Below are 21,248 nucleotides of genomic sequence, written 5' to 3' on the forward strand. Positions count from 1 at the left end.
CGGACCGGTCAGGCCACCAGCCCCAGCGGGGCACCCGACGAGACGCGTCGGCCAACCGGTTCGGACAGGCGGGCGGCCCGCTCGAGCGGGTGCGCCGCCGCGGCCGGACCGGCGGCGGTCGGCGTGTCGACCGGGGCGGCCCTCGACGGTGGCCCGGCCCTGCCCGCGCCGGACCCGGCGTACTCCGGTAGGCCCAGAGCCGCGCCGGCCCCGACCGGACGGGACGGCGGGACGGTCGCCGGTCGGGCCCCTCCACCCGACCGGCGCGACCGTCCCACCGCGAGCGGGCAGCTCGCCCGCTCGTCGGCGTCCCGATCCGGGACGCCGACCCCGGTGCCCGCCGCGAGGCGCACGGCGGGAGCATCGCCCGACCACCCCGCCGGTGGTCGGGCCGCGACCGGACCCGGCCCGGTGGCCGGCGCGTCGGCGGCCCCTCGCCCGGCGCCGGCACCCCCCACGATGCCGGCGCCGGGATCGAGGCCGGCGACCGTCGCGATGCCGGCGTCGAGCGTGGCGCCGGCACCCCCCACGACGTCGGCGGTCACGAGACCGGCGCCCGTTCCGCCGGCGGTACTCCGCGTCCCGCCGGCTGCGGGCCCGGAGTTGGCGCGCGACCGGACGGCGGCAGCCGGCCGACCGTTCACACCGGGTCCGGCGTTGCGCCCGGGCCGGGCGCCGGCGAGCGGGAGCGGTCGGTCGGTGCGGTGGGCCTGGACGGGGTCGCCGCCGACCAGCCGGCGGGCGAAGTCCGCCCGCGCCGCCCGCGGCAGCCGGTGGGCGGCCACCCGGGTCACCACCGGCTCGACGATCGTCCAGCCGGCCCCGCCGGCGAGCGCGACCGGGGCGGCGTCGGTGCGGCCGAGCAGACCGGTCGCGGCCAGGGTGTGCAGCACCGGCCCGGCGTGCCCGGCCGGCCACCCGAGCATCCGTTCGACGGTGGCGGCGACGATCGGGCCGCCCAGCGCCGCACCGGCCATCAGCACCGCGCGTTGCCGGCCGTCCAGCGCGTCCAGCCGGGCGTCCACCAGCCGGCGCACCGCGGCGGGCACCCCGGCCGGCTCGTCGGCCGGGTCGGCCGTGGCGTAGGCGGCGGCCACGCCCGGGTTGCCGCCGACCAGCGGCAGCAGCCGCGCGGCCAGGGCGGCGGGACGGTTGGCCCGGTCGAGCAGGTGTCGCAGCAGGCGACCGGTCTCGCGGACGCCCAGCGGCGGCAACCACACCCGGTGTCGCCGGCCGACCGGGCCGGACCACGGGTCGGCGCGCCCGGCGCCGTGCGTGGTGACCACCGCCAGCGCCAGCCCCCGGTCGCCGGCCGTGGCGTGCAACTGGCGCAGGAAGCGGTGCAGCGCCGGCGCGGCGCGGTCCAGGTCGTCCACGGCCACCACCACCGGGCCTCCGGCAGCGCGGTCGAGCAGGAGTTCGCGGCAGGCCGTCGCGGCCCGGGCGCCCGCCGCGGCGTCACGCGGCGTGGCGAGGAACGCGGCCAGCGCGGGACTGGTCGTCGACCTCCCGACGTGGGGGAGCCGGGGACGGACGCCGGTCGCGTCCTGCGTGAGCAGCGCGCGGACCAGGTCGGCCAGCGGCGCGAGATCCCCGTCCGGGTACGGCGGGCAGTGCGTCACGCACCAGCGCACCGCGGTGCCGTCCACCCGCGCCACGGCCCGGGTCAGCTCGTGCAGCAGCCGGCTGCGACCGCTGCCGGGCGGCCCGGTCAGCGAGATCCACCGTGGACGGTGCTCCCGCAGCGCCCGGGTCACCGCGTCGGCCGCGCCCGCCAGCTCGCGGCGACGGCCGACCAGCGGGCCGCGGTGCCGGGCCGGCCGGTGCCGCGACAGCCCCGTGACCCGCCACACGTCCAGCGGGGCCGCCTTGCCGGCGAGCGTCGCGGTGGCGTGTGGACGCTGGTCCACCAGGCCGGCGATCGCCCGCCGGGTGGTCGGGCAGACCACCACGGCGCCGGGCGGCGCGTACTCCTGGAGCCGGGCCGCGGTGGTGATCACCGCGCCGCTGGCCGCGCCGTGCCCGCCGTCGCGGGCCCCGGTCAGGTCGACGAGCACCTCGCCGGTCGCCACCCCGACCCGTACCCGCAGCCGGGCGTCGCCCGGCGACCGCCGGTCCAGGGCCGCCTGGATCTCCAGCCCGGCCCGCACCGCCCGGTACGCGTCGAAGCCGTCGCAGTCGGGCGCGCCGAACAACGCCATCACCGCGTCGCCGACGTACTTCTCCACCACGCCCCGCCAGCGGCGCAGCACACCGGCCACGGTGCCGAAGTAGACCCGTTGCAGCGTCCGCACGTCCTCCGGGTCGAGCCGCTCCACCAGGGCGGTCGACCCGACGATGTCGACGAAGAGGACGGTGACGGTGCGGCGCTCCTCCGGCAGTGGCCAGCGCGCCGCGCTGACGGCTTCCCGACTCCCCACGGGCGTGGTGATCACCATCGCACCCACCCTTTCCCTGGTCCGGTGCCCGACGACCTCCGGACACTTTCACCACCGGGTCGTCGGGGGATCGGTAGGACGACGTATGTCGGGCACGCGCAACCGTTAGTCGGTTTGTCGACGCGAGGAGTACGAGTGGGGCCCTGAGGCCGTAGAACGGTGCGGGGACCTGTGACTAGGCTGCGTCCATGGCCAGCGATCCGGACACCGCACCGCTCGTCGGCCGCACCGGGACCGTGGCGACACTGCGGTCGGCGCTGCTCGACGACGTCGCCCCCGGGCAGACCGCGGCGGTGTTCCTCACCGGCGAGAGCGGGGTGGGCAAGACCCGACTGCTCGGCGAGGTGGGCGAGCGACTGCGGCAGGCCGGCGCCCTGGTCCTCACCGGCTCCTGCCTCGACATCGGCGACGCCTCGCCGCTGCATCCGGTGCGCCAGGCGCTGCGCCGCCTCGACGCCGACCTGGCCGAGGCGCGCACCACCTCGGCGGTCCGCGGCCTGCTGCAGGTCTTCGACGAGGAGACCCCGGGGCCGGACGGCGCGGGCGCGCTGCTGGAGCGGGTCGCCCAGGGGCTGCACCTGGTCGCCGGCGGCCGGCCGCTCGTGCTCGTCCTCGACGACCTGCAGTGGGTCGACCGGAGCACCCGCCAGCTCCTGCTCTATCTGCTCGCCGGCCTGGGTGACCTGCAGTTGTCCGTGCTCGCCGCGATCCGCGCGGAGTCGCTGCGCGGCGCGCACCCGCTGCGCCGGGTGCTCACCGAGCTGCGCCGCCTGCGGTCGGTGCGGGTGGTGGACCTGCTCCCGCTGGACCGGGCCGGCACCGACGAGTTGGCCGCCGCCGTCGTCGGCGCGCCGTTGCCGCCGGAGGCCGCCGACCAGATGTGGCAGCGCAGCGGCGGCAACCCGTTTGTGGTGGAGGAGCTGGCCCGGGACCGGCGCGACGGCCGCGACGGCCTCTCCGACACGCTGCGCGAGGTCTTCCTGGATCGGGTGGACGCGTTGCCGCAGCCCGCGGACGCCGTGGTGCAGGCGGTCGCCGCCGGCGTCGAGCCGGTCGAGCACTGGCTGCTGGCCCAGGTGGTCCGCCTGCCGGAGGACGAGCTGCTCGACGCGGTGCGCGAGGCGGTGGCGCACCGTCTGCTGGTCGGCGCCGACGACGGCTACCGGCTGCGGCACCGGCTGGTCGCCGAGATCCTGGCCCACGAGCTGCTGCCCGCCGAGCGGGCCGCGCTGCACCGCCGCTACGCCGAGGCGCTCACCGCCGCCCCGGCCGAGCTGCACCAGGCCCGGCTGGCCCACCACTGGCGGCAGGCCGGTGAGCCGGCCCGCGCGCTGCCGGCGACGATGACCGCCGCCCGCGAGGCGGAACGGCTGCACGGGTACGCCGAGGCGCACCGCCACTGGTCCGCCGCGCTGACCCTGGCGGCCACCCCGACCCCGGTGCCGCTGGACGGCAGCCGGCCGCCCGAGCCGGTCGAGGTGGACCGGGTCGAACTGCTCAGCCACGCCGCCGAGGCCGCGCACCACAGTGGAGAGCACGCCCGCGCGTTGACCCTGCTGGAGGAGCTGTCCGCCGACCCGGCCGGCCCGCCGGCCTGCGCGTTGCACATCCGGCGGGCCCGCTACCTGGCCGCCGCCGGCCGCTCCGCCCCGGCCGAGGAGGAATACCGGCGGGTGCTGGCCTCGGCCGACTGCACGCCGCGCGAGCGGTGCACCGCCGCCGCCCGGCTGGCCGAGCTGCTGCTGCACCTGGGCCGCTACGCCGAGGCCGGCGAGCAGGCCCGGGAGGCCCTCGACCTGGCCGCCGAGGTCCCCGGCTCCACCTCGGAGGTGGTGCTGGCCAGCGCCGCGCTCGGCTTCAGCGAGGCGTTCCTGGAGGATCCGACCGCCGGGCTGGCGGTGATGCGCCGGGCGTTGGAGACCGCCGAACGTTCCGGCCGGCCGGAGGACGTGGCCTGCGCCTACCTGCACCTCGCCGAGTTGCTCACCGGGCCGCTGAACATCCTCGAGGAGGGGGTGGTGGTGGCCCGCCGGGGCGCCGAGCGGGTCGCCGAGCTGGGCCTCGGCCGCACCTGGGAGACCCGGCTGCTGGCGGTCGCGACGAACGGGTTGTTCCGGGTGGGGCAGTGGGCCGAGGCGGAGAAGGTCGTCGCCGCCGCGCTGCGGCACCGGCCGTCCGGCGCGGACGCGGTCGAGCTGCTGCTGGCCCGCTGCCGGCTCTCCGTCGGGTACGGCGACGTCGAGGCCTCCGACCGCGACCTGGAGGCGGTCGCCACGGTGCTGGCCGGCGGCGGCGCCCGGCACGTGCTGCCGATGCTGATCCTGCGCGCCGGTCTGTTCATGTGGCAGGGCCGGCACGACCTGGCCCGACAGGCCGTCCAGCGGGGCCTGACCGAGAGCCGCTCGGACGACGTGATCGTGCTGGCCACGCTGGCCTGGCACGGGCTGCGCGCCGAGGCCGAGGCGGCGGCCAGCCGCACGGTCGAGGTGGACCCGACCGCGGTGCGCCGGCTGCGCGAGGCGATCGACCGGGTGATCCGCAAGAGCGGTCAGGCCGGCGCCCCGGTGCGCTACGTGGCCGACGGCTTCCTGGCGCTCTGCGACGCCGAGCTGAGCCGGCTCGACGACGGTCGGGGCGACCCCGAGCTGTGGGCCCGTTCGGCCACCGAGTGGGACCGGCGCAACCACCCCTATCCGGCGGCGTACTCGCGGTTGCGGCAGGCCGAGGCGCTGCTGGCCCGGCGCAGTCGGGTGGCCACCGCCGGCAAGCTGCTGCGCCACGCGCACGCGATGGCGCAGTCGCTCGGCGCGGTGCCGCTCAGCGCGGAGATCCGTACCCTGGCCGGTCGGGCCCGGGTCACCCTGGAGGACGCGCCGTCGGCCGCGCCGGTGCCCCGACCGCGGGCGACGGCGCCCGCGGCCCCGGCGGTGGACGAGCTGGCGGTGCTGACCGCGCGGGAGCGTGAGGTGCTCGCCGCGGTCGCCGAGGGGCTGACGAACAAGGAGATCGGCCAGCGGCTGTTCATCAGCGAGCGGACCATCGGCGTGCACGTGTCGCACATCTTCGACAAGCTCCAGGTCCGCACGCGGGTGCAGGCCAGCGCGATCTTCCTGCGCAACCGGCCGGAATAGACGTACGTCGGTTATACGTCGTTCTACTGATCCGGCCCGCCCACGGCGGCTGACAGGCTGTCGGGCGGCATCGGGTGGCGTCGTGGGGGACGCCGACCATCGTGGAGGAGAGATGACCGAACCGGTCTGGGGTCCCGTGCACCAGGACATCGTCGGGTTGCTCGCCGACCACCCCGCCGACGTGCCGGCGGTCGTCGACCATCTGACGAAGCTGCAGGACCTGCTGGTCCGGCTCCCGCCGCTGGAGGCGAGCTGCCCGCTCGCCGACTTCAACAAGCTCTACCTGGTCATCACCAGCACCGTGCTGGACGGTCTCTACGAGGACCGGTTCGTCGACCCGGCGTTCCTGGCCCGGCTGGACGTGGACTTCGCCGCGCGCTACTTCGAGGCGCTGCGGTTCTGGACCGACTCCAGCCCGAGCACGCCGCGGGCCTGGTCGTGCCTGTTCAAGCGGATGCGTGGCCCGGACGCCCGACCGCTGCCGTCGGCCGCCGCGGGCGTCAACGCGCACATCAACTACGACCTGCCGTTCGCGTTGGTGACCACGCTGGAGAGCCTGGAGTCGGAGCCGGTCGACGGCAGCGACCAGCACCGCGACTACCTGGAGATCAACAAGATCTTCGCCGAGCGGATCCCGGAACTGCGGCGGGGCTACCTGGACCACTGGCAGCTCATGATCGACATGGTGAACGGCGACATCGACGACTGGTACCAGGGCGAACTGGTGGAATACACCCGTAACGTGGCGTGGCGCAACGCGCAGAAGATCTGGCGTTGCCGCCACGACCCGGACGCCCGCGAGTGTGAGCGGACGCGGCTGGACGACAACGCCGCGCTGCTCGGCCGGCTGCTGCTGTCGCCCCTGGGGGCGTTCCTGCAGTAGCCGGGACGGGGGGTCCCCGTGTCCCGCCGTCCCGGCGCGGGACACGGGGACGCCGTCCCCCTCGTCGCTGGTTCGATCGGCATTCCGCCGGGTCGCGACCCGGGTACCGCCTACCGTCGGGGCATGGCGCAGGCACGGGACGGGGAGCAGCCCCGGCGTACGCGGGACCGGCGCCGCGAGGCGCACGCCGCCGCCGCGGCCCGGGCCGGTCGCCACGCCGAGCCCGGCGACGGGGCCGGCCGGGCCCCGTGCGCGCTGCCGGAGCGGGTGGAGACCCCGGCCCGCCCGGCGGTGCCCGCCGACCGGCTGCACCGCTGGCTGTTCCAGCACCGGGTCGAACCGGTCGGCCCGGAGGTGCGGGAACACCAGACGCGGTCGCACCCGTGGTGGCAGGTGATGTGCCTGACCGGCGTCGACTACTTCTCCACCCTGTCCTACCTGCCGGGCATCTCCGCCGTCGCGGCCGGCGCGCTCAGCCCGCTGGCCACCCTGCTCATCGTGGCGCTGACCCTGCTCGGGATGCTGCCCATGTACCGGCGGGTGGCCCGGGAGAGCCCGCACGGGCAGGGCTCGGTGGCGATGCTGGAGCGGTTGCTGCCGTTCTGGCGGGGCAAGGTCTTCGTGCTGGTGCTGCTCGGCTTCGTGGCCACCTCGTGGATCATCACGATCACGCTCTCCGCCGCCGACGCCAGCGTGCACCTGCTGGAGAACCCGATCCTGCCCCGGTCGTTCCCGCACGACGCCACCGCCGCGGTGGCGGTCACCGTGGTGCTGCTGCTGGTCCTCGGCGGCGTGTTCCTGCTCGGCTTCAGCGAGGCCGTGCAGGTCGCCATCCCGCTGGTGGCGGTCTTCCTCGCGTTGAACGCGGTGGTGGTGGTCGCCGGCCTGGCCGACGTCGCCGCCGACCCGGGGGTGCTGGGCGACTGGACCGGCCGGCTGACCCGGGTCGGCGGCGCCGGCGACGTGCTGGCCACCAGCGTGCTGGCCTTCCCGCTGCTGGTGCTGGGCCTGTCCGGCTTCGAGACCGGGGTGAGCATGATGCCGCTGGTCCGGGGCGACGGCGAGGACCCGGAACGGCGGCTGGCCGCCCGGATCCGCAGCACCCGGCGGCTGCTCACCACCGCCGCGCTGATCATGTCGGTCTACCTGGTCGCGACCACGTTCGTCACCATCGTGCTGATCCCGCCGGACGCGTTCGCCCCCGGCGGCCCGGCCAACGGCCGGGCGTTGGCGTACCTGGCGCACGAGCGCCTCGGCGAGGCCTTCGGCACCGTCTACGACATCAGCAGCGTGCTCATCCTCTGGTTCGCCGGCGCCTCGGCGATGGCCGGGCTGATCAACATCGTGCCGCGCTACCTTCCGTCGTACGGGATGGCGCCGGAGTGGGGGCGGGCCGTCCGGCCGGTGGTGCTGGTCTACACCGCGATCAGCATCGCCATCACCGTCGCGTTCCGCGCCGACGTCAACGCCCAGGCCGGCGCGTACGCCACCGGGATCCTGGCGATGATGGTCTCCGGCGCGATCGCGGTGACCATCTCGGCGCTGCGCGCCCGGCACCGGGTGGCCGCCGCCGGGTTCGCGCTGCTCACCGCCGTGCTGCTGTACGCGCTCGCGGAGAACGTGGTGGAGAAGCCCGACGGCATCACCATCTCCGGGTTCTTCATCGCCGGGATCGTCGCGGTCTCGCTGATCTCCCGGGTCACCCGGACCACCGAGCTGCGCGCCGAACGGATCGAGTTCGACGGGCCGGCCCGCCGCTTCGTCGACGAGTCGGCCGCCCGGGACGGGCGGCTGCACCTGATCGCCAACAAGCGGCAGAGCGGGTCGGTCAAGGAGTACCGGGTCAAGGAGCGGGCCCAGCGGTCGATGAACCCGGTGCCCGGCGCCGCCGACGTGATCTTCTTGGAGATCGACATCAGCGATCCGTCGCAGTTCAGCGACGTGTTGCGGGTGCACGGGGTGGAGGTGGGCGACTACCGGATCCTGCGGGCCCGCAGCCCGGCCGCGCCGAACGCGATCGCAGCGATCCTGCTCGCGCTGCGTGACGCCACCGGGGTCCGGCCGCACTGCCACTTCGAGTGGTCGGAGGGGAACCCGATCGCGCATCTGCTGCGCTATCTGATCCTCGGGCGCGGGGACACCCCGCCGGTGGTCCGCGAGATCATCCGCAAGTCCGAGCCCGACCCCATCCGCCGGCCGGGCATCCACGTCGGCGGGTGAGGGGGTAAGGAGGGTCCCCCTGTTAACGCCTCCGGTAGAGAAGGGGCCCCTTCTCACGCCGGCGCCGATAACCCAGCCTCCTAGGACGGCGGAGCGGGAGTGGCGAGGTGAACGTGGAGCACGGAACGGCCCGCGCTCGCGGGGCGGGCGCGGGCCGGGGGAAGTGCGGGGTGCGGCGGCCTACTTGGACGGCTCCGGCAGCTTGCAGTCGATCTTCGGGTTGGCGCCGATGTAGTTCAGCGGGCCGGCCACGATGGTGACCAGGATCGTGCCCGCCTCCGCGCAGTTGGTCTCGTCGTTGCCGTAGTAGCCGCGCTGCCCGGCCGCGATGGCGCCGATGATGAGCCAGATGACGACCAGGACGCCGAATATCGAGGTGCCGCGCATCAGTTGCCTCCACTGGGGTTGTGGTGGATTCGAGGTGGAGGCCATGTACCCCGTGCGGGTGATCCGCCAAACGGCACGCCGCCGCGACACGCGGCCGATTCCGATTACCGGTGGTCGGTTCAGTGTGGCGGCATCGGTTGCTCGGGTGGGCGACCCCGACTGCGCAGGTGATCCGCGCCGGCCACCCCGGCCAGCACCAGCATGGCCCCGAGCGAGGCGTACACCGGGGCGAGGAAGAGCAGCGCCGGCGCGACGCAGAGCAGCGCCAGCACGCCGCCGGGGCGGGACGACGACACGCGGCTGAACACCTCGTACTCGAAGGCGGCCCGGCCGGTCAGGAACAGCGCCGGCCCGCCGAGGATGACCGCCAGCCAGGCCGGCGGGGTGTGCCCGGTCGGCTCCAGCAACACCAGGTCGAAGCCGGCCGCGGTGGTCACCACCCCGGCCACCATCAGCAGGTGGGTGTACGGCGCGGTGTTCAGGAACTTGCTCGGCTGGCTCGACCGCGCGATGGCGTGCGGCAGCAGCTCACCGGACTTGTGCACGTAGACGCGCCAGAGCAGCAGGGTGGTGGCGAAGGCGGTGGTGAACGCGGCGATGTTCTCCACCTCGGAGTGGTGCAGGCTGAACACGGTGCCGGAGACCAGCACCGCGTCGCCGAGCGCGATGATGAAGAACTGCTGGTAGCGCTCGGAGAGGTGCTCGGCGGTCACCTTGCGGTGGGCGTCCGGCACGGAGCCCAGGCCGGGCACCGGGTAGGCGAGCCGGAACCCCAGGTAGTCGATGGCCAGCGCGCCGGCCCAGAACCACGTCCGGGCGGTGTCGTGCGCGGCGACCGCCCCGACCAGCCAGGGCACCGCCGACACCGCGAACCAGACGAAGATCCGGATGGCCCGGCGGCGGGTCTGCGGGTGGCGCCGGACCGTGGGCATGAGGAACAGCCCGCGTCCGAGATGGATCGCCACGTACGTGCCGGCGAAGACCAGCCCACGGGCGCCGAACGCCTCCGGGATGGCGGTGGTCATCAGCAGCGCGCCGAACATCACCGCCACCACCAGCAGTTTGATCTCGGCGCGCTGCGGATCGTAGAGGTCGGTGACCAGCGTGGTGATCGCCCACGTCCACCAGATGGCCATCAACATGATCAGCGACTCGGCGGCCCGTTCCCATCCGACCCCGCCGATCAGGTAGCGCGAGATCAGGGCGAGCGCCACCACGTACACCAGGTCGAAGAAGAGTTCCAGCAGCGTGACCCGGCGCGGCGCCTCGGGATCGCGGACCGGAGGCCGCGGCTCGACCGGCTCCGGTGTCGCGGTGGGCACGAGCTGCTCCCTGCGGTGGCGGGACCGTGCGGTGGGGCCGTCCCGCCCCTGCACCGACCGTAGCGACGCCAGTGCGCGCCCGTCGGCTTTCCGGCATTCCGGCCGGCGCCGCCGGATCGGCGAGCTGATCCGCCGGGCGGAGTCGGGGCCGAGACACGGCGGGCCGGTGACGACCGTCGGTCGTCACCGGCCCGGAGCCGGGTACGGCTACTCGGCGCTCGCCGGGAGCACCTGCTCGGCCTCGCCGCGGGCGCCGGCCAGCACCTTGGCCTGCTGCGGCCAGGTGGCCAGGCCGGGCGCGGCGCGCAGGCCGGCGGCCTTCACGGTCTCCCGCAACGTGGCCTCGTCCAGGTCGGCCAGGTGCCGGTAGGTGCGGATGCCGGCCTCCTGGAGCGCGGCGGCCAGCTTCGGCCCGATGCCCTGGATGCGGCGGAAGTCGTCCGGGGCGTCGGTGTCCGCCGCGGCCGGCGCGTCGTTCTCGCCCGAGGTCCGGGGCGCCGGGACGACGGGTGCGGCCACCGGCTCGGTGACGGCCTTCTCGGCCGGCTCCGCCACCGCACCGACCGGGGCCGGCGTCGGGTCGGCCGGGGCCGGCGCGGAAGCGGCGGGCACGGGCTCCGGCTCGGTCACCGGCTCGGTCACCGGCTCGGTCACCGGCTCCGGAGTCGGCTCGGCCCGGGTCGGCTCCCCGGCGTCGACCGTCTCCGTCGGGTGCGGCACGTCGGTGGCGACGGGCTCCGCCGTGGCGACGGCCGGCTCCGGCTCGTCGGTGTCGGCGCTCGCCTCGGTCGTGCCGCTGGCCGGCGGGAGCGTGGTGACGGCCGGCTCCGAGGTGGTGGTGAGGGGCTCCGCCGTGGTGCGGGCCGGTTCCGGTTCGGCGGTGACGACGGCCGGCTCGGTGTCGGGGTCGGGCCCGGGGGTGGTGTCCACGTCGGCCGCGGCCGGTCGGTCGGTCACCGCGGCGGGCGCCGGCGTCTCGTCGACCACCGCCGCCGGGCGGATGTCGTCGACGGTGGCGGTCATCTCGGTGGTCGGGGCGGTGGCACCCTCCACCGTGGGCGTCGACGCGCCGGCGCCGGTCCGGCGGCCGAACACCGCCCAGCCGACACCGACTCCGATGAGCAGGGCCAGGATCACGAGCAGCCACTGCCCGAAGCTCGACGGCATGGCCAACCTCCTTCTATGTACGTGCACGATGGTCACGAGAAAGCTCGGGGCAGCTTCGCACACGTGCGCGCGGGACGACAGGCAGGTCGGGCGGTGGGACGCCGGCGTGGGACCGGCCGCGCCGCCCGGTGGTCGGCGGATGACCCTGGGTACGGGAGGACGCCCCGGGACCTGGTGCCGTGCGCGGTCCCGGGGCGTCCCCGTCGGTGGCCCGTCCCGGTCAGCGGATCCGGTCGGGCGTGTGGGTGTCGGCGGAGTCCCAGCTGTAGAAGCAGCCGGCCACGGCGTCGCGGGGCGAGTGCCAGGTCGGCAGGTACGGCGCGGTGTGCGCGGACAGCCGCTCGTTGACGTGTTCGTAGAGCGGGTGGTCGCGCAGTTCGGCGGCCACGTCCGGAGCCACGTCGACGGTCTCCATCAGATGGACGCACAGGTCGTGCAGGTAGTAGAGCGACCGGTGCCGGACGCCGGTGAGCCGGGGCAGCTCGGTCGCGTCGGACTCGGCGAAGATCTGCGCCACCCGGCCCTGCGAGCCGGGCACGATCCGGCTGACCACCAACAGTCGACTCATCGCAGACTCCTCCCGCCGCGCTGCCGCCGCGTCGCCCCCGGCCGGGCGGCGGCGGTCGTCGTGCCTCCTACCGTGGTGGTGCGGGTGTCACCTCGCCGTCACGGCGTACCCCGGGGCATTGATGGGGGTGGCGTGGTCGCGCCGCGCGGGTGCGGTGCCGGGCGGCGCGGGGCGTCCGCGGTGGTGGTCGGGCCGGCGCGAGGCGGTCGCGGCTCCGGGCGACTGGCCCGCCGGATCGGGGCGAGGGTGTCGTCGAGCAGCGCGGTCATGGCCGGGGACGGTTCCAGGCGCAGCTCGCGCAGGAGCAGGTCCCGGTAGACGTAGAACGAGTGCACCGCCTCGAACGCGTTGCCCTCGGCGAGGTGGATGCGAACGACCAGGCGGTGCGGAGTCTCCCGCAGCGGCTCGGCCGCCATCGCCTCCAGCGCCGCCTCCAGCGCCTCGCCGTGGCGCCCGGCGACGAGGTGGTTGCCGGCCAGTTCCTCGAGCATGTGCAGGCGCAACTGGCGCAGCCGTTCCCGCTCCAGCAGCACCCAGTCGTCGTACCAGCCGGGGAGGAGGTCGTGCCGACCGGCGCCGGTGACGCCGCGGGGGATCGCGCCCTCGCGGACCCGGGTGGCGGCCTCGACCAACTCGTCGGTGTCCAGACGGACGGTGTGGTCGAGGCGGACGGTGTCGCCGTCGGTGCGCAGCGGGCAGCACGGATCCTGGCGCAGCCGCCAGAGCGCGGTCCGCAGCGAGGAGAGCGCCCGTTCCTCGGGGTTCTCGGGCCAGAGGAGACCGGCGAGGTGACTGCGGGTGGCCCCGGGGCGCAGCCCGATCAGCGCGATGACGCGTTGCAGGCCGCGGGGCACCACCACCGGCACCTCGTCGTGCAGCAGCTGGAACCCGCCGAGCAGGCGCAGCGCCACCCGGGGGGCGTGGTCTCCCGCCGTCGGCATCCTCGATCCACCGGACACGGCGCACCCCCCACCGCCGGGAATCTGGGTCCCGACTGTCCTGTCTGCCCGGATCTTCTCGCCCGCGACTCCGGTGTCGGAACGTCACCGCCACGGTGGTCGGACGCGCGCCGTGGCCGGGTCGATCGCCACGCAGAATATCAACGTCTGTTACTCTCAGTCAACGTCCCACTCTGCCGTTGACGCTCCGTAGCGGATTCGTAAGTCGCCTTTGATCTGCGAATAAGTGTCGTCAACCGGAAAGTGGAAGTGGACCTTCGCATAGCTCACGCACAGTTTGCGTCAACGCAGCGTCACCATCCCGGCGGCCCGGTGGTGGCCTGTTGACGGCGGGTTGACGCCGTCGGCGGCACCCTGAGCCATCCGTGCGGCGTGACCGGTCCGCCGCGCACCGGGACGTACCAGGGGAGGCCGCGGAATGGACCGTTCGCTCATCGTCGCCAAGGTGGTGCCCACCGCCGAGGACCGGGTCGCCGAGATCTTCGCCGAGTCGGACGCGACCGAGCTGCCCGGCCTGGTCGGCGTGCGGCACCGGTCCCTCTACCGGCTGCACGACCTCTACGTGCACCTGCTGGAGACCGAGACGCCCACCGAGGGCGCGGTCGAGGACGCCCGGGGACATCCCGAGTTCGTGCGGATCAGCGAGCGGCTGCGGCCGTATGTCTCGCCGTACCTGCCGACCTGGCGCTCACCGCGCGACGCGATGGCCCACTGCTTCTACCGGTACGACGCCGGGCGGCGGCCGTGACCACCACCGCGCCCCGCGACGAGCAGCTCTGGTCGCGGTGCGACGGCTGCGCCTCGCTGCTCTACCGCAAGCGGCTGCGCCGCAACCTGGACGTCTGCCCGGAGTGCGGCTCGCACGCCCGGCTGGACGCGCCGGAGCGGGTGGCGCAACTGGTCGACCCGGACTCGTTCACCCCGTTGCCGGAGCGGGCGGTCCGGGTCGACCCGATCGACTTCGTCGACGCGTTGCCCTATCCGCACCGGCTCGGCGCGGCCCGCGCCGGCACCGGCCTGGACGAGGCGGTCCTCTGCGGCACCGCCCGGCTGGGCGGGTATCCGGTCGCGCTGGCGGTGATGGACTTCCGTTTCCTGGGCGGCAGTCTGGGCTGCGCGGTCGGGGAGCTGATCACCCGCACCGCCGAGCGGGCGCTCGCCGACGGCACCCCGCTGGTGCTGGTCACCGCGTCGGGCGGGGCGCGGATGCAGGAGGGCGCGCTGTCGCTGATGCAGATGGCCACCGTCAGCCAGGCCCTCGCCGGGCTGCGCGAGGCGGGCCTGCTCACGATCAGTGTGGTCACCGATCCGACCTACGGCGGGGTGGCCGCGTCGTTCGCCACCAACACCGACGTGGTGCTCGCCGAGAGTGGCGCCCGGCTGGGCTTCGCCGGCCCCCGGGTGATCCGGCAGGTCACCGGCGCGGCGCTGCCGGACGGCTTCCAGACCGCGGAGTTCCTGCTGCGGCACGGGCAGGTCGACATGGTGGTGCCCCGACACGCGTTGCGGGGGCGGCTGGGCGCGCTGCTCGCCGCCGCCGAGGCCGGTCGCCGTCCGCCGGTGACCCGGCCGGCGCCGCGCCCGCCCGCCGCGCCACCCGTCCTCGCGCGCGCGGCCCGCGACCCCTGGGAGACGGTACGCACCGCCCGGCACCCCGGCCGGCCGACCACTCTCGACTATCTGGAGACCGCGTTCGACGGCTTCGTCGAGCTGCACGGCGACCGGCTCGGCGCGGACTGCCCCGCGATCGTCGGCGGCGTGGCCCGCCTCGACGGGCGGCCGGTGATGGTGATCGGCCACCAGAAGGGGCACACCACCGCCGAGTTGGTGGCCCGCAACTTCGGAATGGCCTCACCGGCCGGGCACCGCAAGGCGTTGCGCCTGATGCGGCTCGCGGCCCGGCTCCGGCTGCCGGTGGTGACGCTCGTGGACACTCCGGGGGCCGACCCCGGAGTGGCCGCCGAGCAGCAGGGTCAGGCCGCCGCGATCGCGGAGAACATCCTCGCGATGAGCGTGCTGCCCACACCGGTGGTCGCGGTGGTCACCGGTGAGGGGGGCAGCGGCGGCGCGCTGGCCCTCGCCGTGGCCGACCGGGTGCTCATGCTGGAACACGCGGTGTACTCGGTGATCAGCCCCGAGGGCTGCGCCGCGATCCTGTGGCCGGACAGCTCGGCCGCGCCGCAGGCTGCCCGCGCCTTGCGGCTGACCGGCGCCGACCTGTGTCGACTCGGCGTGGTCGACGAGCTGGTGCCGGAGCCGCGCCCGGCCGCGCACGGCGACCCGGCGGGCGCCGCGGAGCTGCTGGGCCGGGCGGTCGCGGCGACCCTCGCCCCGCTGCTCACGGTGCCCCCGGCCGCCCTGGTACGCCGCCGCCGTCAGCGCTTCCGCCGCTTCGGCGCGGCCCGCTCCGTCGGCCTGCCGGCGACGACCGTGCCGGGTGGGGCCGCGCCGGCCGGCGGCCGGACGGAGGTGGCGTGATGGCGGACGACGGAGCCGAACAGGTGCTGGACGGGCTGCGCCGGCAGGCCCACCGGTTGGTCGCCGACCTGGCCGGCCCGGTCCGCCGGGTGCGGCTGCGCAGCGGCGACGCGGCGCTGGAGGTGGAGTGGCACGACCCGGTGCCGGCGCCCCGGGCGCAGACGTCGCCGTCCGGCGAGCCGGTGGCGCGGACCGACCCGGAGGCGGTGCCCGCCGCGGATCGGCCGACCGTGCGCTCGCCGGTGGTGGGCACGTTCTACCGCGCCCCGGAGCCCGGTGCCGCGCCCTTCGTGGCGGTCGGCGACCTGGTCCGGCCGGGTCAGGTGATCGGCATCGTGGAGGCGATGAAGTTGATGAACGAGGTGACCGCCGGCCAGGCCGGCCGGGTGGTCGAGGTGCTTGTCACCGACGGCAAACCGGTCGAGTACGACCAGCCGCTGATCGCGCTGGACCCGGTCACCGGACCGGACGCCTGATGTTCGACAAGGTGCTGATCGCCAACCGGGGTGAGATCGCGCTGCGGGTGCTGCGCGCCTGCCGGGAACTCGGCGTGCGGACGGTGGTGGTGCACTCCAGCGCCGACGCCGACTCGCTGCCGGTGCGGCTCGCCGACGAGGCGGTCCGGATCGGCCCGGCGGCCAGCCGGCGCAGCTATCTGAACGCCGCGGCGATCGTCGAGGCCGCCCGGCAGACCGGCGCCCAGGCGGTGCACCCCGGCTACGGCTTCCTCTCCGAGGACGCCGACTTCGCCGAGATCTGCGCCCAGAACGGGCTGGTCTTCGTCGGCCCGCCGCCGCAGGTGATGGCCGCGCTCGCGGACAAGTCCACGGCCCGCGCGTTGATGAGCCGGGCCGGCCTGCCGCTGCCGCCGGGCAGCGTACGGACGTCGCCGACGGTGGCCGACGCCCAGGAGGTCGCCGCCGAGGTCGGCTATCCGGTGATCGTCAAGGCGGCGGCCGGCGGGGGTGGGCGCGGGATGACCGTGGTGCGTTCGGCCGCCGAGCTGCCCCGCGCGTACGCCCGCACCCGGGCCGCCGCGCAGGTCGCCTTCGGCGACGACCGGGTGTACGTCGAGCGCTACCTCGCCGACGCCCGGCACGTCGAGGTGCAGGTGCTCTGCGACGACCAGGGCAACGGCGTGCACCTGGGCACCCGGGACTGCTCGGTGCAGCGCCGGCACCAGAAGCTCATCGAGGAGGCGCCCGCGCCGGCGCTGCGACCGGCCACCCTGGACACGCTCGCCGAGGTGGCCCTGCGTGGCGCGCTGTCGGTCGGCTTCACCGGCGTCGGCACCGTCGAGTTCCTGGTCGACGACGCGGAACGCGCCCACTTCCTGGAGATCAACTGCCGGATCCAGGTGGAGCACCCGGTCACCGAGATGGTCACCGGCATCGACCTGGTGCACGAACAGTTGCACGTGGCCGCCGGCGTCCCGCTGCGCCTACGGCAGTCCGACGTGCGGCTGCACGGGGTGGCGATCGAGTGCCGGGTCAACGTGGAGGACCCGGACCGCGACTTCGCGCCCGCGCCCGGCCGGCTGGACCGGTTCCGGCCGCCCGGCGGCCCGTTCACCCGGGTCGACACCCACGGCCACGTCGGCTGTCTGGTCAGCCCGCACTACGACTCGCTGCTGGCCAAGGTGGCGGTCTGGGCGCCGGACCGGGACGCCGCGCTGGACCGGCTCGACCGGGCGCTCGCCGAGTTCGACGTGGCCGGTCCCGGGGTGCGCACCACCATCCCGTTCGCCCGGCGGGTGCTGCGCGACAGCGCGTTCCGGGCCGCCCGGCACACCACCGGGCTGGTCGAGCGCCTGCTCGCCCCGCCCGACACGACAGCTCCGCCCGACCCGACCACTCCGCCCGACGGTGTCGGCCCGCGGGACGCGACGGATCCGCACGCCCCGTCCGGCCCACCCGACGGAGCCGGCCCGCGGGGCCGAACGGCGCACGTCGTGCCCGACCCACGCGCCGAGGCCGACCCGGCCGCCCGTACCCCCGCTCCCGCCGTGCCCGCCGCCGGCCCGACCACCTGGAGGAACCGATGACCCTCGCCCCCGACCGCCCGCTGACCGGTGAGATCACCGAGATCCTGGTGACGCACTGCGGCCTGGACCCGGACGCCGCCGCCGGCGCGCCGGCGGCCAGCCTGGAGGAGTTGGGCATGGACTCGCTGGCGCTGCTCGAACTCGCCGCGGTGGTGGCCGACCGGTACCGGGTGAAGATCCCCGAGCAGGCCGACGGGCTCAGCATCGCCGGCGTCGCCGACCTGGTCGCCCGCCGGGCGGACCCGCCCGGGCACACCGAGAACGCGGTGGACATCGCGGCGCCGCTGCCGCTGGTCTGGGACGTCACCAACGACGTGGCCCGGTGGACCGAGCTGTTCACCGAGTACGCGGTGGCCGAGATCCTGCACCGCGACGGCGACACGGTCCGCTTCCGGCTCACCATGCACCCGGACGACAACGGGGTGGCGTGGAGCTGGGTCAGCGAACGCACCGCCGACCCGACCACCCGGCAGGTGCACGCCCGGCGGGTGGAGACCGGACCGTTCGAGTACATGCGCATCCACTGGCGCTACGAGGAGATCCCCGACGGCACCCGGATGACCTGGACCCAGGACTTCGCCATGAAACCCGGCGCGCCGCTGGACAACGCCGGCATGACCGACCGGATCAACACCAACAGCGCGGTCCAGCTCGCCGTGATCAAGGAGAAGATCGAGCGGGCGTACGCGGCGGGAGGCACCCGATGACCGACACCACCACGGCCCGGGTCGCCGCGCGCGACGTCCCCGCCGACCGGCGGCGCGGCGGGGAGCTGCGGGTGCTGCTCGGCCCGAAGACCGTCGGCAGCACCTCCGGCTTCATGGGGGTCGCCACGCTCGCGCCGGGGGAGCGGATCGCCGAGCACTACCACCCGTACAGCGAGGAGTTCCTCTACGTGGCGCGCGGCGCCATCACCGTCGACCTGGACGACGCGCCGGTGCCGGTGGCCGCCGGGGAGGCGCTGTACGTGCCGAAGGACGTCCGGCACCGGCTACGCAACACCGGCGACGAGCCGGCCGAGGTGGTCTTCCACCTCGGCCCGCTCGCGCCCCGCCCGGAACTGGGCCACGTCGACACCGAGAGCGCCGCCCCACCGCCACGGGAGCCGTCGTGACCGGCCGGCGCACCGTGGTCACCGGCGTCGGCGTGGTCGCGCCCGGCGGCGCCACCCGGGACCGGTTCTGGAAGACGATCACCGAGGGGCGGACCGCCACCCGGCGGATCAGCTTCTTCGACCCGTCGCCGTTCCGCTCGCAGATCGCCGCCGAGTGCGACTTCGACCCGGACGCCGCCGGGATCACCCTGGCGGAACGGCAGCGCGCCGACCGGTACGTGCAGTTCGCGCTCGCCTGCTCCGCCGAGGCGCTCGCCGACAGCGGGTTGACGCTCACCGACGCCGCGCGGGAGCGGTCCGGCGTGGTGCTGGGCACCGCCGTCGGCGGCACCATGGCGCTGGAGCAGGAGTACGTCCGGGTCAGCGACGCCGGCCGGCGCTGGCTGGTCGACCACACCCTCGGCGGGCCGTACCTCTACCAGGCGCTGATCCCGAGCAGCCTGGCCGCCGACGTGGCCTGCCGGCACGGCCTGCACGGCCCGGCCCAGGTCGTCTCCACCGGCTGCACCTCCGGCATCGACGCGATCGGCTACGCCCACCAACTCGTCGCCGACGGCGAGGCGGACGTGGTGCTGGCCGGGGCCGCCGACTCGCCGATCTCCCCGGTCACCGTCGCCTCGTTCGACGCGATCGGGGCCACCAGCCCGGACAACGACGACCCGGAGCACGCCTCCCGGCCGTTCGACGCCGACCGGCACGGCTTCGTGCTCGCCGAGGGCGCGGCGGTGCTGGTGCTGGAGGAGGCCGAGCACGCCCGTCGCCGGGGCGCGCACGTCTACTGCGAGGTCGCCGGCTACGCCAGCCGCAGCAACGGCTTCCACATGACCGGGCTGCGCCCGGACGGCGCGGAGATGGCGGTGGCCATCACCGACGCGCTGCGCCAGGCCCGACTCGCCCCGGCGGCCGTGTCGTACGTCAGCGCGCACGGCTCCGGCACCCGGCAGAACGACAGGCACGAGACCGCGGCGTTCAAGCGGGCGCTCGGCCCGGCCGCGTACCGGGTGCCGATCAGCTCGATCAAGTCGATGGTCGGGCACTCGCTGGGCGCGATCGGCTCGATCGAGATGGCCGCCTGCGCGCTGGCCATCGAGTACGGCGTGGTCCCGCCGACCGCCAACTGGACCACCCGGGACCCGGAGTGCGACCTGGACTACGTGCCGAACGAGGCCCGGGAGGTGCCGGTGGACGTGGCGCTCTCGGTGGGCAGCGGGTTCGGCGGCTTCCAGTCCGCGATGGTGTTCCGCCGCCTCGTCGGTGTTCCGGCATGACGGCCCGGGCGGTGGTGACCGGCATCGGGGTGGTCGCGCCCAGCGGCGTCGGGTCGGACGCGCACTGGGCCACCGTGTCGGCCGGGATCCGGCGCACCGGGCCGATCACGCTGTTCGACCCGGCGTCCTACCCGACCCGGGTGGCCGGCGAGGTGGCCGACTTCGACCCGGCCGGGTTCGTCGACGCCCGACAGCGGGTGCAGACCGACAGGTGGAGCCACCTCGGCTTCGCCGCCACCCGGCTGGCGCTCACCGACGCCGGGCTGGCGGACGTCTCGCCCGACCCGTACCGGTGGGCGGTGACGCTGGCCAGTTCGTCCGGCGGCAACCTGTTCGGGCAGCGGGAGCTGCAACGGCTCTGGGGCGGGCCGACCCGCACCGTCGGGGCGTACCAGTCGATCGCCTGGTTCTACGCGGCGAGCGTCGGCCAGCTGTCGATCCGGCACCAGTTCAAGGGCCCGTCCGGGGTGACCGTGTCCGAGGCGGCCGGCGGGCTGGACAGCCTGGCGCACGCGGTGCGCACGGTCCGGCGGGGCACCCCCGTGGTGATCGCCGGGGCCACCGAGTGCCCGCTCAGCCCGTACGCGCTGGCCTGCCAGCTCCGCTCCGGGCTGCTCAGCGACGTCGCCGACCCGCAGCGTGCGTACCGGCCGTTCGACGTCTCGGCCAGCGGCTACGTGCCGGCCGAGGGCGGCGCGGTGTTCGTGGTGGAGGAGCTGGGGCACGCGTTGGGCCGGGGCGCCCGGGTCTACGGGGAGATCACCGGCTGGGCGGCCACCCACGACGGCGCGCCCACCGACCCGGAGCAGGGGCCGGACCCGACGCACTACGCCCGCGCGTTGAAGCTGGCTCTGGACCGGGCCGCGGTCCGTCCGCACGACGTGGACGTGATCTGGCCGGACGCGCTCGGGGTGCCGGCGTACGACCGGGCCGAGGCGAGCGCGCTGCGGGCCGTCTTCGGCGACCGGCCGCCGCCGGTGACCACGCAGAAGCCGCTGACCGGCCGCGCGCACCAGGGTTCGTCGGCGTTGGACGCGGCCACCGCGCTGCTCGCGTTCTCCCGTGGTGTGCTGCCGGTCTCCGCCGGCCCGGACGAGCCGGCGTCCGGATGCGAGCTGACGTTCCTGCGCGAGCCCCGCCCGCCGCGCAGCCGGATCGCGCTGGTGGGGGCGCGCGGGTTCGACGGGTTCAACAGCGCGCTGGTGCTGCGCGGCGCCGCGCCCCCGCCGGCCGCCGGGAGCTGATCCGACGCGGGCCCAGGCGGCGGTC

17 protein-coding genes are annotated in these 21,248 nt (G+C 75.4%); 11 read left to right on the top strand and 6 right to left on the bottom strand.

Annotated elements, in window-relative coordinates; all coding sequences use genetic code 11:
• Positions 1 to 8 precede the first annotated feature (8 nt).
• Positions 9 to 2,438: an adenylate/guanylate cyclase domain-containing protein gene (locus O7618_RS08190; protein ID WP_278105388.1), complete on the bottom strand. Its 2,430-nt coding sequence runs from the start codon at positions 2,436 to 2,438 to the stop codon at positions 9 to 11.
• Positions 2,439 to 2,626: 188 nt separating this feature from the next.
• Here O7618_RS08190 and O7618_RS08195 point away from each other — a divergent pair, with 188 nt between their 5' ends.
• The 3 genes from O7618_RS08195 to O7618_RS08205 all read left to right on the top strand — a co-directional run bounded on the left by O7618_RS08195 (position 2,627) and on the right by O7618_RS08205 (position 8,672).
• Positions 2,627 to 5,569 (top strand): LuxR family transcriptional regulator, encoded by a 2,943-nt coding sequence (locus O7618_RS08195; RefSeq protein WP_278105390.1) that lies wholly within the window; start codon positions 2,627 to 2,629, stop codon positions 5,567 to 5,569.
• Between the two features lie 112 nt (positions 5,570 to 5,681).
• The gene (locus tag O7618_RS08200) at positions 5,682 to 6,452 is read left to right on the top strand and encodes a DUF5995 family protein (protein WP_091055989.1); all 771 of its coding nucleotides are present in this window, start codon (positions 5,682 to 5,684) and stop codon (positions 6,450 to 6,452) included.
• Positions 6,453 to 6,575: 123 nt separating this feature from the next.
• On the top strand, positions 6,576 to 8,672 hold the full coding sequence (locus tag O7618_RS08205; RefSeq protein WP_278105391.1) for an amino acid transporter: 2,097 nt from the start codon (positions 6,576 to 6,578) through the stop codon (positions 8,670 to 8,672).
• Between the two features lie 180 nt (positions 8,673 to 8,852).
• On the opposite strand, the gene O7618_RS08210 is transcribed toward O7618_RS08205, so the two are convergent.
• The 5 genes from O7618_RS08210 to O7618_RS08230 form a co-directional block, all read right to left on the bottom strand.
• Positions 8,853 to 9,059: a hypothetical protein gene (locus tag O7618_RS08210; RefSeq protein WP_091055994.1), complete on the bottom strand. Its 207-nt coding sequence runs from the start codon at positions 9,057 to 9,059 to the stop codon at positions 8,853 to 8,855.
• 119 nt (positions 9,060 to 9,178) lie between these two features.
• On the bottom strand, positions 9,179 to 10,381 hold the full coding sequence (locus O7618_RS08215; protein WP_278105392.1) for a low temperature requirement protein A: 1,203 nt from the start codon (positions 10,379 to 10,381) through the stop codon (positions 9,179 to 9,181).
• Positions 10,382 to 10,588: 207 nt separating this feature from the next.
• Positions 10,589 to 11,548 carry a helix-hairpin-helix domain-containing protein gene (locus O7618_RS08220; protein WP_278105393.1) on the bottom strand — a complete coding sequence of 320 codons (960 nt, stop codon included), beginning with the start codon at positions 11,546 to 11,548 and terminating at the stop codon, positions 10,589 to 10,591.
• 220 nt (positions 11,549 to 11,768) lie between these two features.
• Complete coding sequence (locus tag O7618_RS08225) at positions 11,769 to 12,116, bottom strand: TcmI family type II polyketide cyclase (RefSeq protein WP_278105394.1); 348 nt, start codon at positions 12,114 to 12,116, stop codon at positions 11,769 to 11,771.
• Between the two features lie 98 nt (positions 12,117 to 12,214).
• Positions 12,215 to 13,075 (bottom strand): BTAD domain-containing putative transcriptional regulator, encoded by an 861-nt coding sequence (locus O7618_RS08230; RefSeq protein ID WP_278105395.1) that lies wholly within the window; start codon positions 13,073 to 13,075, stop codon positions 12,215 to 12,217.
• 418 nt (positions 13,076 to 13,493) lie between these two features.
• On the opposite strand from O7618_RS08230, the gene O7618_RS08235 reads away from it, so the two are divergent.
• The 8 genes from O7618_RS08235 to O7618_RS08270 are packed head-to-tail and all read left to right on the top strand — an operon-like array spanning position 13,494 to position 21,223.
• Positions 13,494 to 13,823: a TcmI family type II polyketide cyclase gene (locus O7618_RS08235; RefSeq protein WP_278105396.1), complete on the top strand. Its 330-nt coding sequence runs from the start codon at positions 13,494 to 13,496 to the stop codon at positions 13,821 to 13,823.
• Positions 13,820 to 15,553, top strand: coding sequence for an acetyl-CoA carboxylase carboxyltransferase subunit alpha (locus O7618_RS08240; RefSeq protein WP_278105397.1), 1,734 nt, complete (start codon positions 13,820 to 13,822; stop codon positions 15,551 to 15,553). The genes O7618_RS08235 and O7618_RS08240 overlap by 4 nt, the downstream gene beginning before the upstream one ends.
• On the top strand, positions 15,553 to 16,029 hold the full coding sequence (gene accB / locus O7618_RS08245) for an acetyl-CoA carboxylase biotin carboxyl carrier protein (RefSeq protein ID WP_278105398.1): 477 nt from the start codon (positions 15,553 to 15,555) through the stop codon (positions 16,027 to 16,029). Before O7618_RS08240 ends, accB begins: the two co-directional genes overlap by 1 nt.
• On the top strand, positions 16,029 to 17,597 hold the full coding sequence (locus tag O7618_RS08250; RefSeq protein ID WP_278105399.1) for an acetyl-CoA carboxylase biotin carboxylase subunit: 1,569 nt from the start codon (positions 16,029 to 16,031) through the stop codon (positions 17,595 to 17,597). The genes accB and O7618_RS08250 overlap by 1 nt, the downstream gene beginning before the upstream one ends.
• A complete protein-coding gene (locus O7618_RS08255; RefSeq protein WP_278105400.1) occupies positions 17,594 to 18,304 on the top strand; it encodes an SRPBCC family protein in 711 nt (236 codons plus the stop codon). Before O7618_RS08250 ends, O7618_RS08255 begins: the two co-directional genes overlap by 4 nt.
• The gene (locus O7618_RS08260; protein WP_278105401.1) at positions 18,301 to 18,711 is read left to right on the top strand and encodes a cupin domain-containing protein; all 411 of its coding nucleotides are present in this window, start codon (positions 18,301 to 18,303) and stop codon (positions 18,709 to 18,711) included. The genes O7618_RS08255 and O7618_RS08260 overlap by 4 nt, the downstream gene beginning before the upstream one ends.
• Positions 18,708 to 19,979, top strand: a complete 1,272-nt coding sequence (locus O7618_RS08265) for a beta-ketoacyl-[acyl-carrier-protein] synthase family protein (RefSeq protein ID WP_278105402.1) — start codon at positions 18,708 to 18,710, stop codon at positions 19,977 to 19,979. The genes O7618_RS08260 and O7618_RS08265 overlap by 4 nt, the downstream gene beginning before the upstream one ends.
• On the top strand, positions 19,976 to 21,223 hold the full coding sequence (locus tag O7618_RS08270; protein ID WP_278105404.1) for a beta-ketoacyl synthase N-terminal-like domain-containing protein: 1,248 nt from the start codon (positions 19,976 to 19,978) through the stop codon (positions 21,221 to 21,223). Before O7618_RS08265 ends, O7618_RS08270 begins: the two co-directional genes overlap by 4 nt.
• Positions 21,224 to 21,248 lie beyond the last annotated feature (25 nt).

The sequence above is a fragment of the Micromonospora sp. WMMD980 genome, from assembly GCF_029626035.1.
Classification (GTDB): domain Bacteria; phylum Actinomycetota; class Actinomycetes; order Mycobacteriales; family Micromonosporaceae; genus Micromonospora.

Bases quoted from the DNA above. Each gene is read 5' to 3' on its own strand.
- O7618_RS08200 (WP_091055989.1), top strand. From the start codon at position 5,682: ATGACCGAACCGGTCTGGGGTCCCGTGCACCAGGACATCGTCGGGTTG.
- O7618_RS08210 (WP_091055994.1), bottom strand. From the start codon at position 9,059: ATGCGCGGCACCTCGATATTCGGCGTCCTGGTCGTCATCTGGCTCATC.
- O7618_RS08270 (WP_278105404.1), top strand. From the start codon at position 19,976: ATGACGGCCCGGGCGGTGGTGACCGGCATCGGGGTGGTCGCGCCCAGC.
- O7618_RS08190 (WP_278105388.1), bottom strand. From the start codon at position 2,438: ATGGTGATCACCACGCCCGTGGGGAGTCGGGAAGCCGTCAGCGCGGCG.
- accB (WP_278105398.1), top strand. From the start codon at position 15,553: ATGGCGGACGACGGAGCCGAACAGGTGCTGGACGGGCTGCGCCGGCAG.
- O7618_RS08225 (WP_278105394.1), bottom strand. From the start codon at position 12,116: ATGAGTCGACTGTTGGTGGTCAGCCGGATCGTGCCCGGCTCGCAGGGC.
- O7618_RS08205 (WP_278105391.1), top strand. From the start codon at position 6,576: ATGGCGCAGGCACGGGACGGGGAGCAGCCCCGGCGTACGCGGGACCGG.
- O7618_RS08235 (WP_278105396.1), top strand. From the start codon at position 13,494: ATGGACCGTTCGCTCATCGTCGCCAAGGTGGTGCCCACCGCCGAGGAC.
- O7618_RS08195 (WP_278105390.1), top strand. From the start codon at position 2,627: ATGGCCAGCGATCCGGACACCGCACCGCTCGTCGGCCGCACCGGGACC.
- O7618_RS08220 (WP_278105393.1), bottom strand. From the start codon at position 11,548: ATGCCGTCGAGCTTCGGGCAGTGGCTGCTCGTGATCCTGGCCCTGCTC.
- O7618_RS08255 (WP_278105400.1), top strand. From the start codon at position 17,594: ATGACCCTCGCCCCCGACCGCCCGCTGACCGGTGAGATCACCGAGATC.
- O7618_RS08260 (WP_278105401.1), top strand. From the start codon at position 18,301: ATGACCGACACCACCACGGCCCGGGTCGCCGCGCGCGACGTCCCCGCC.
- O7618_RS08250 (WP_278105399.1), top strand. From the start codon at position 16,029: ATGTTCGACAAGGTGCTGATCGCCAACCGGGGTGAGATCGCGCTGCGG.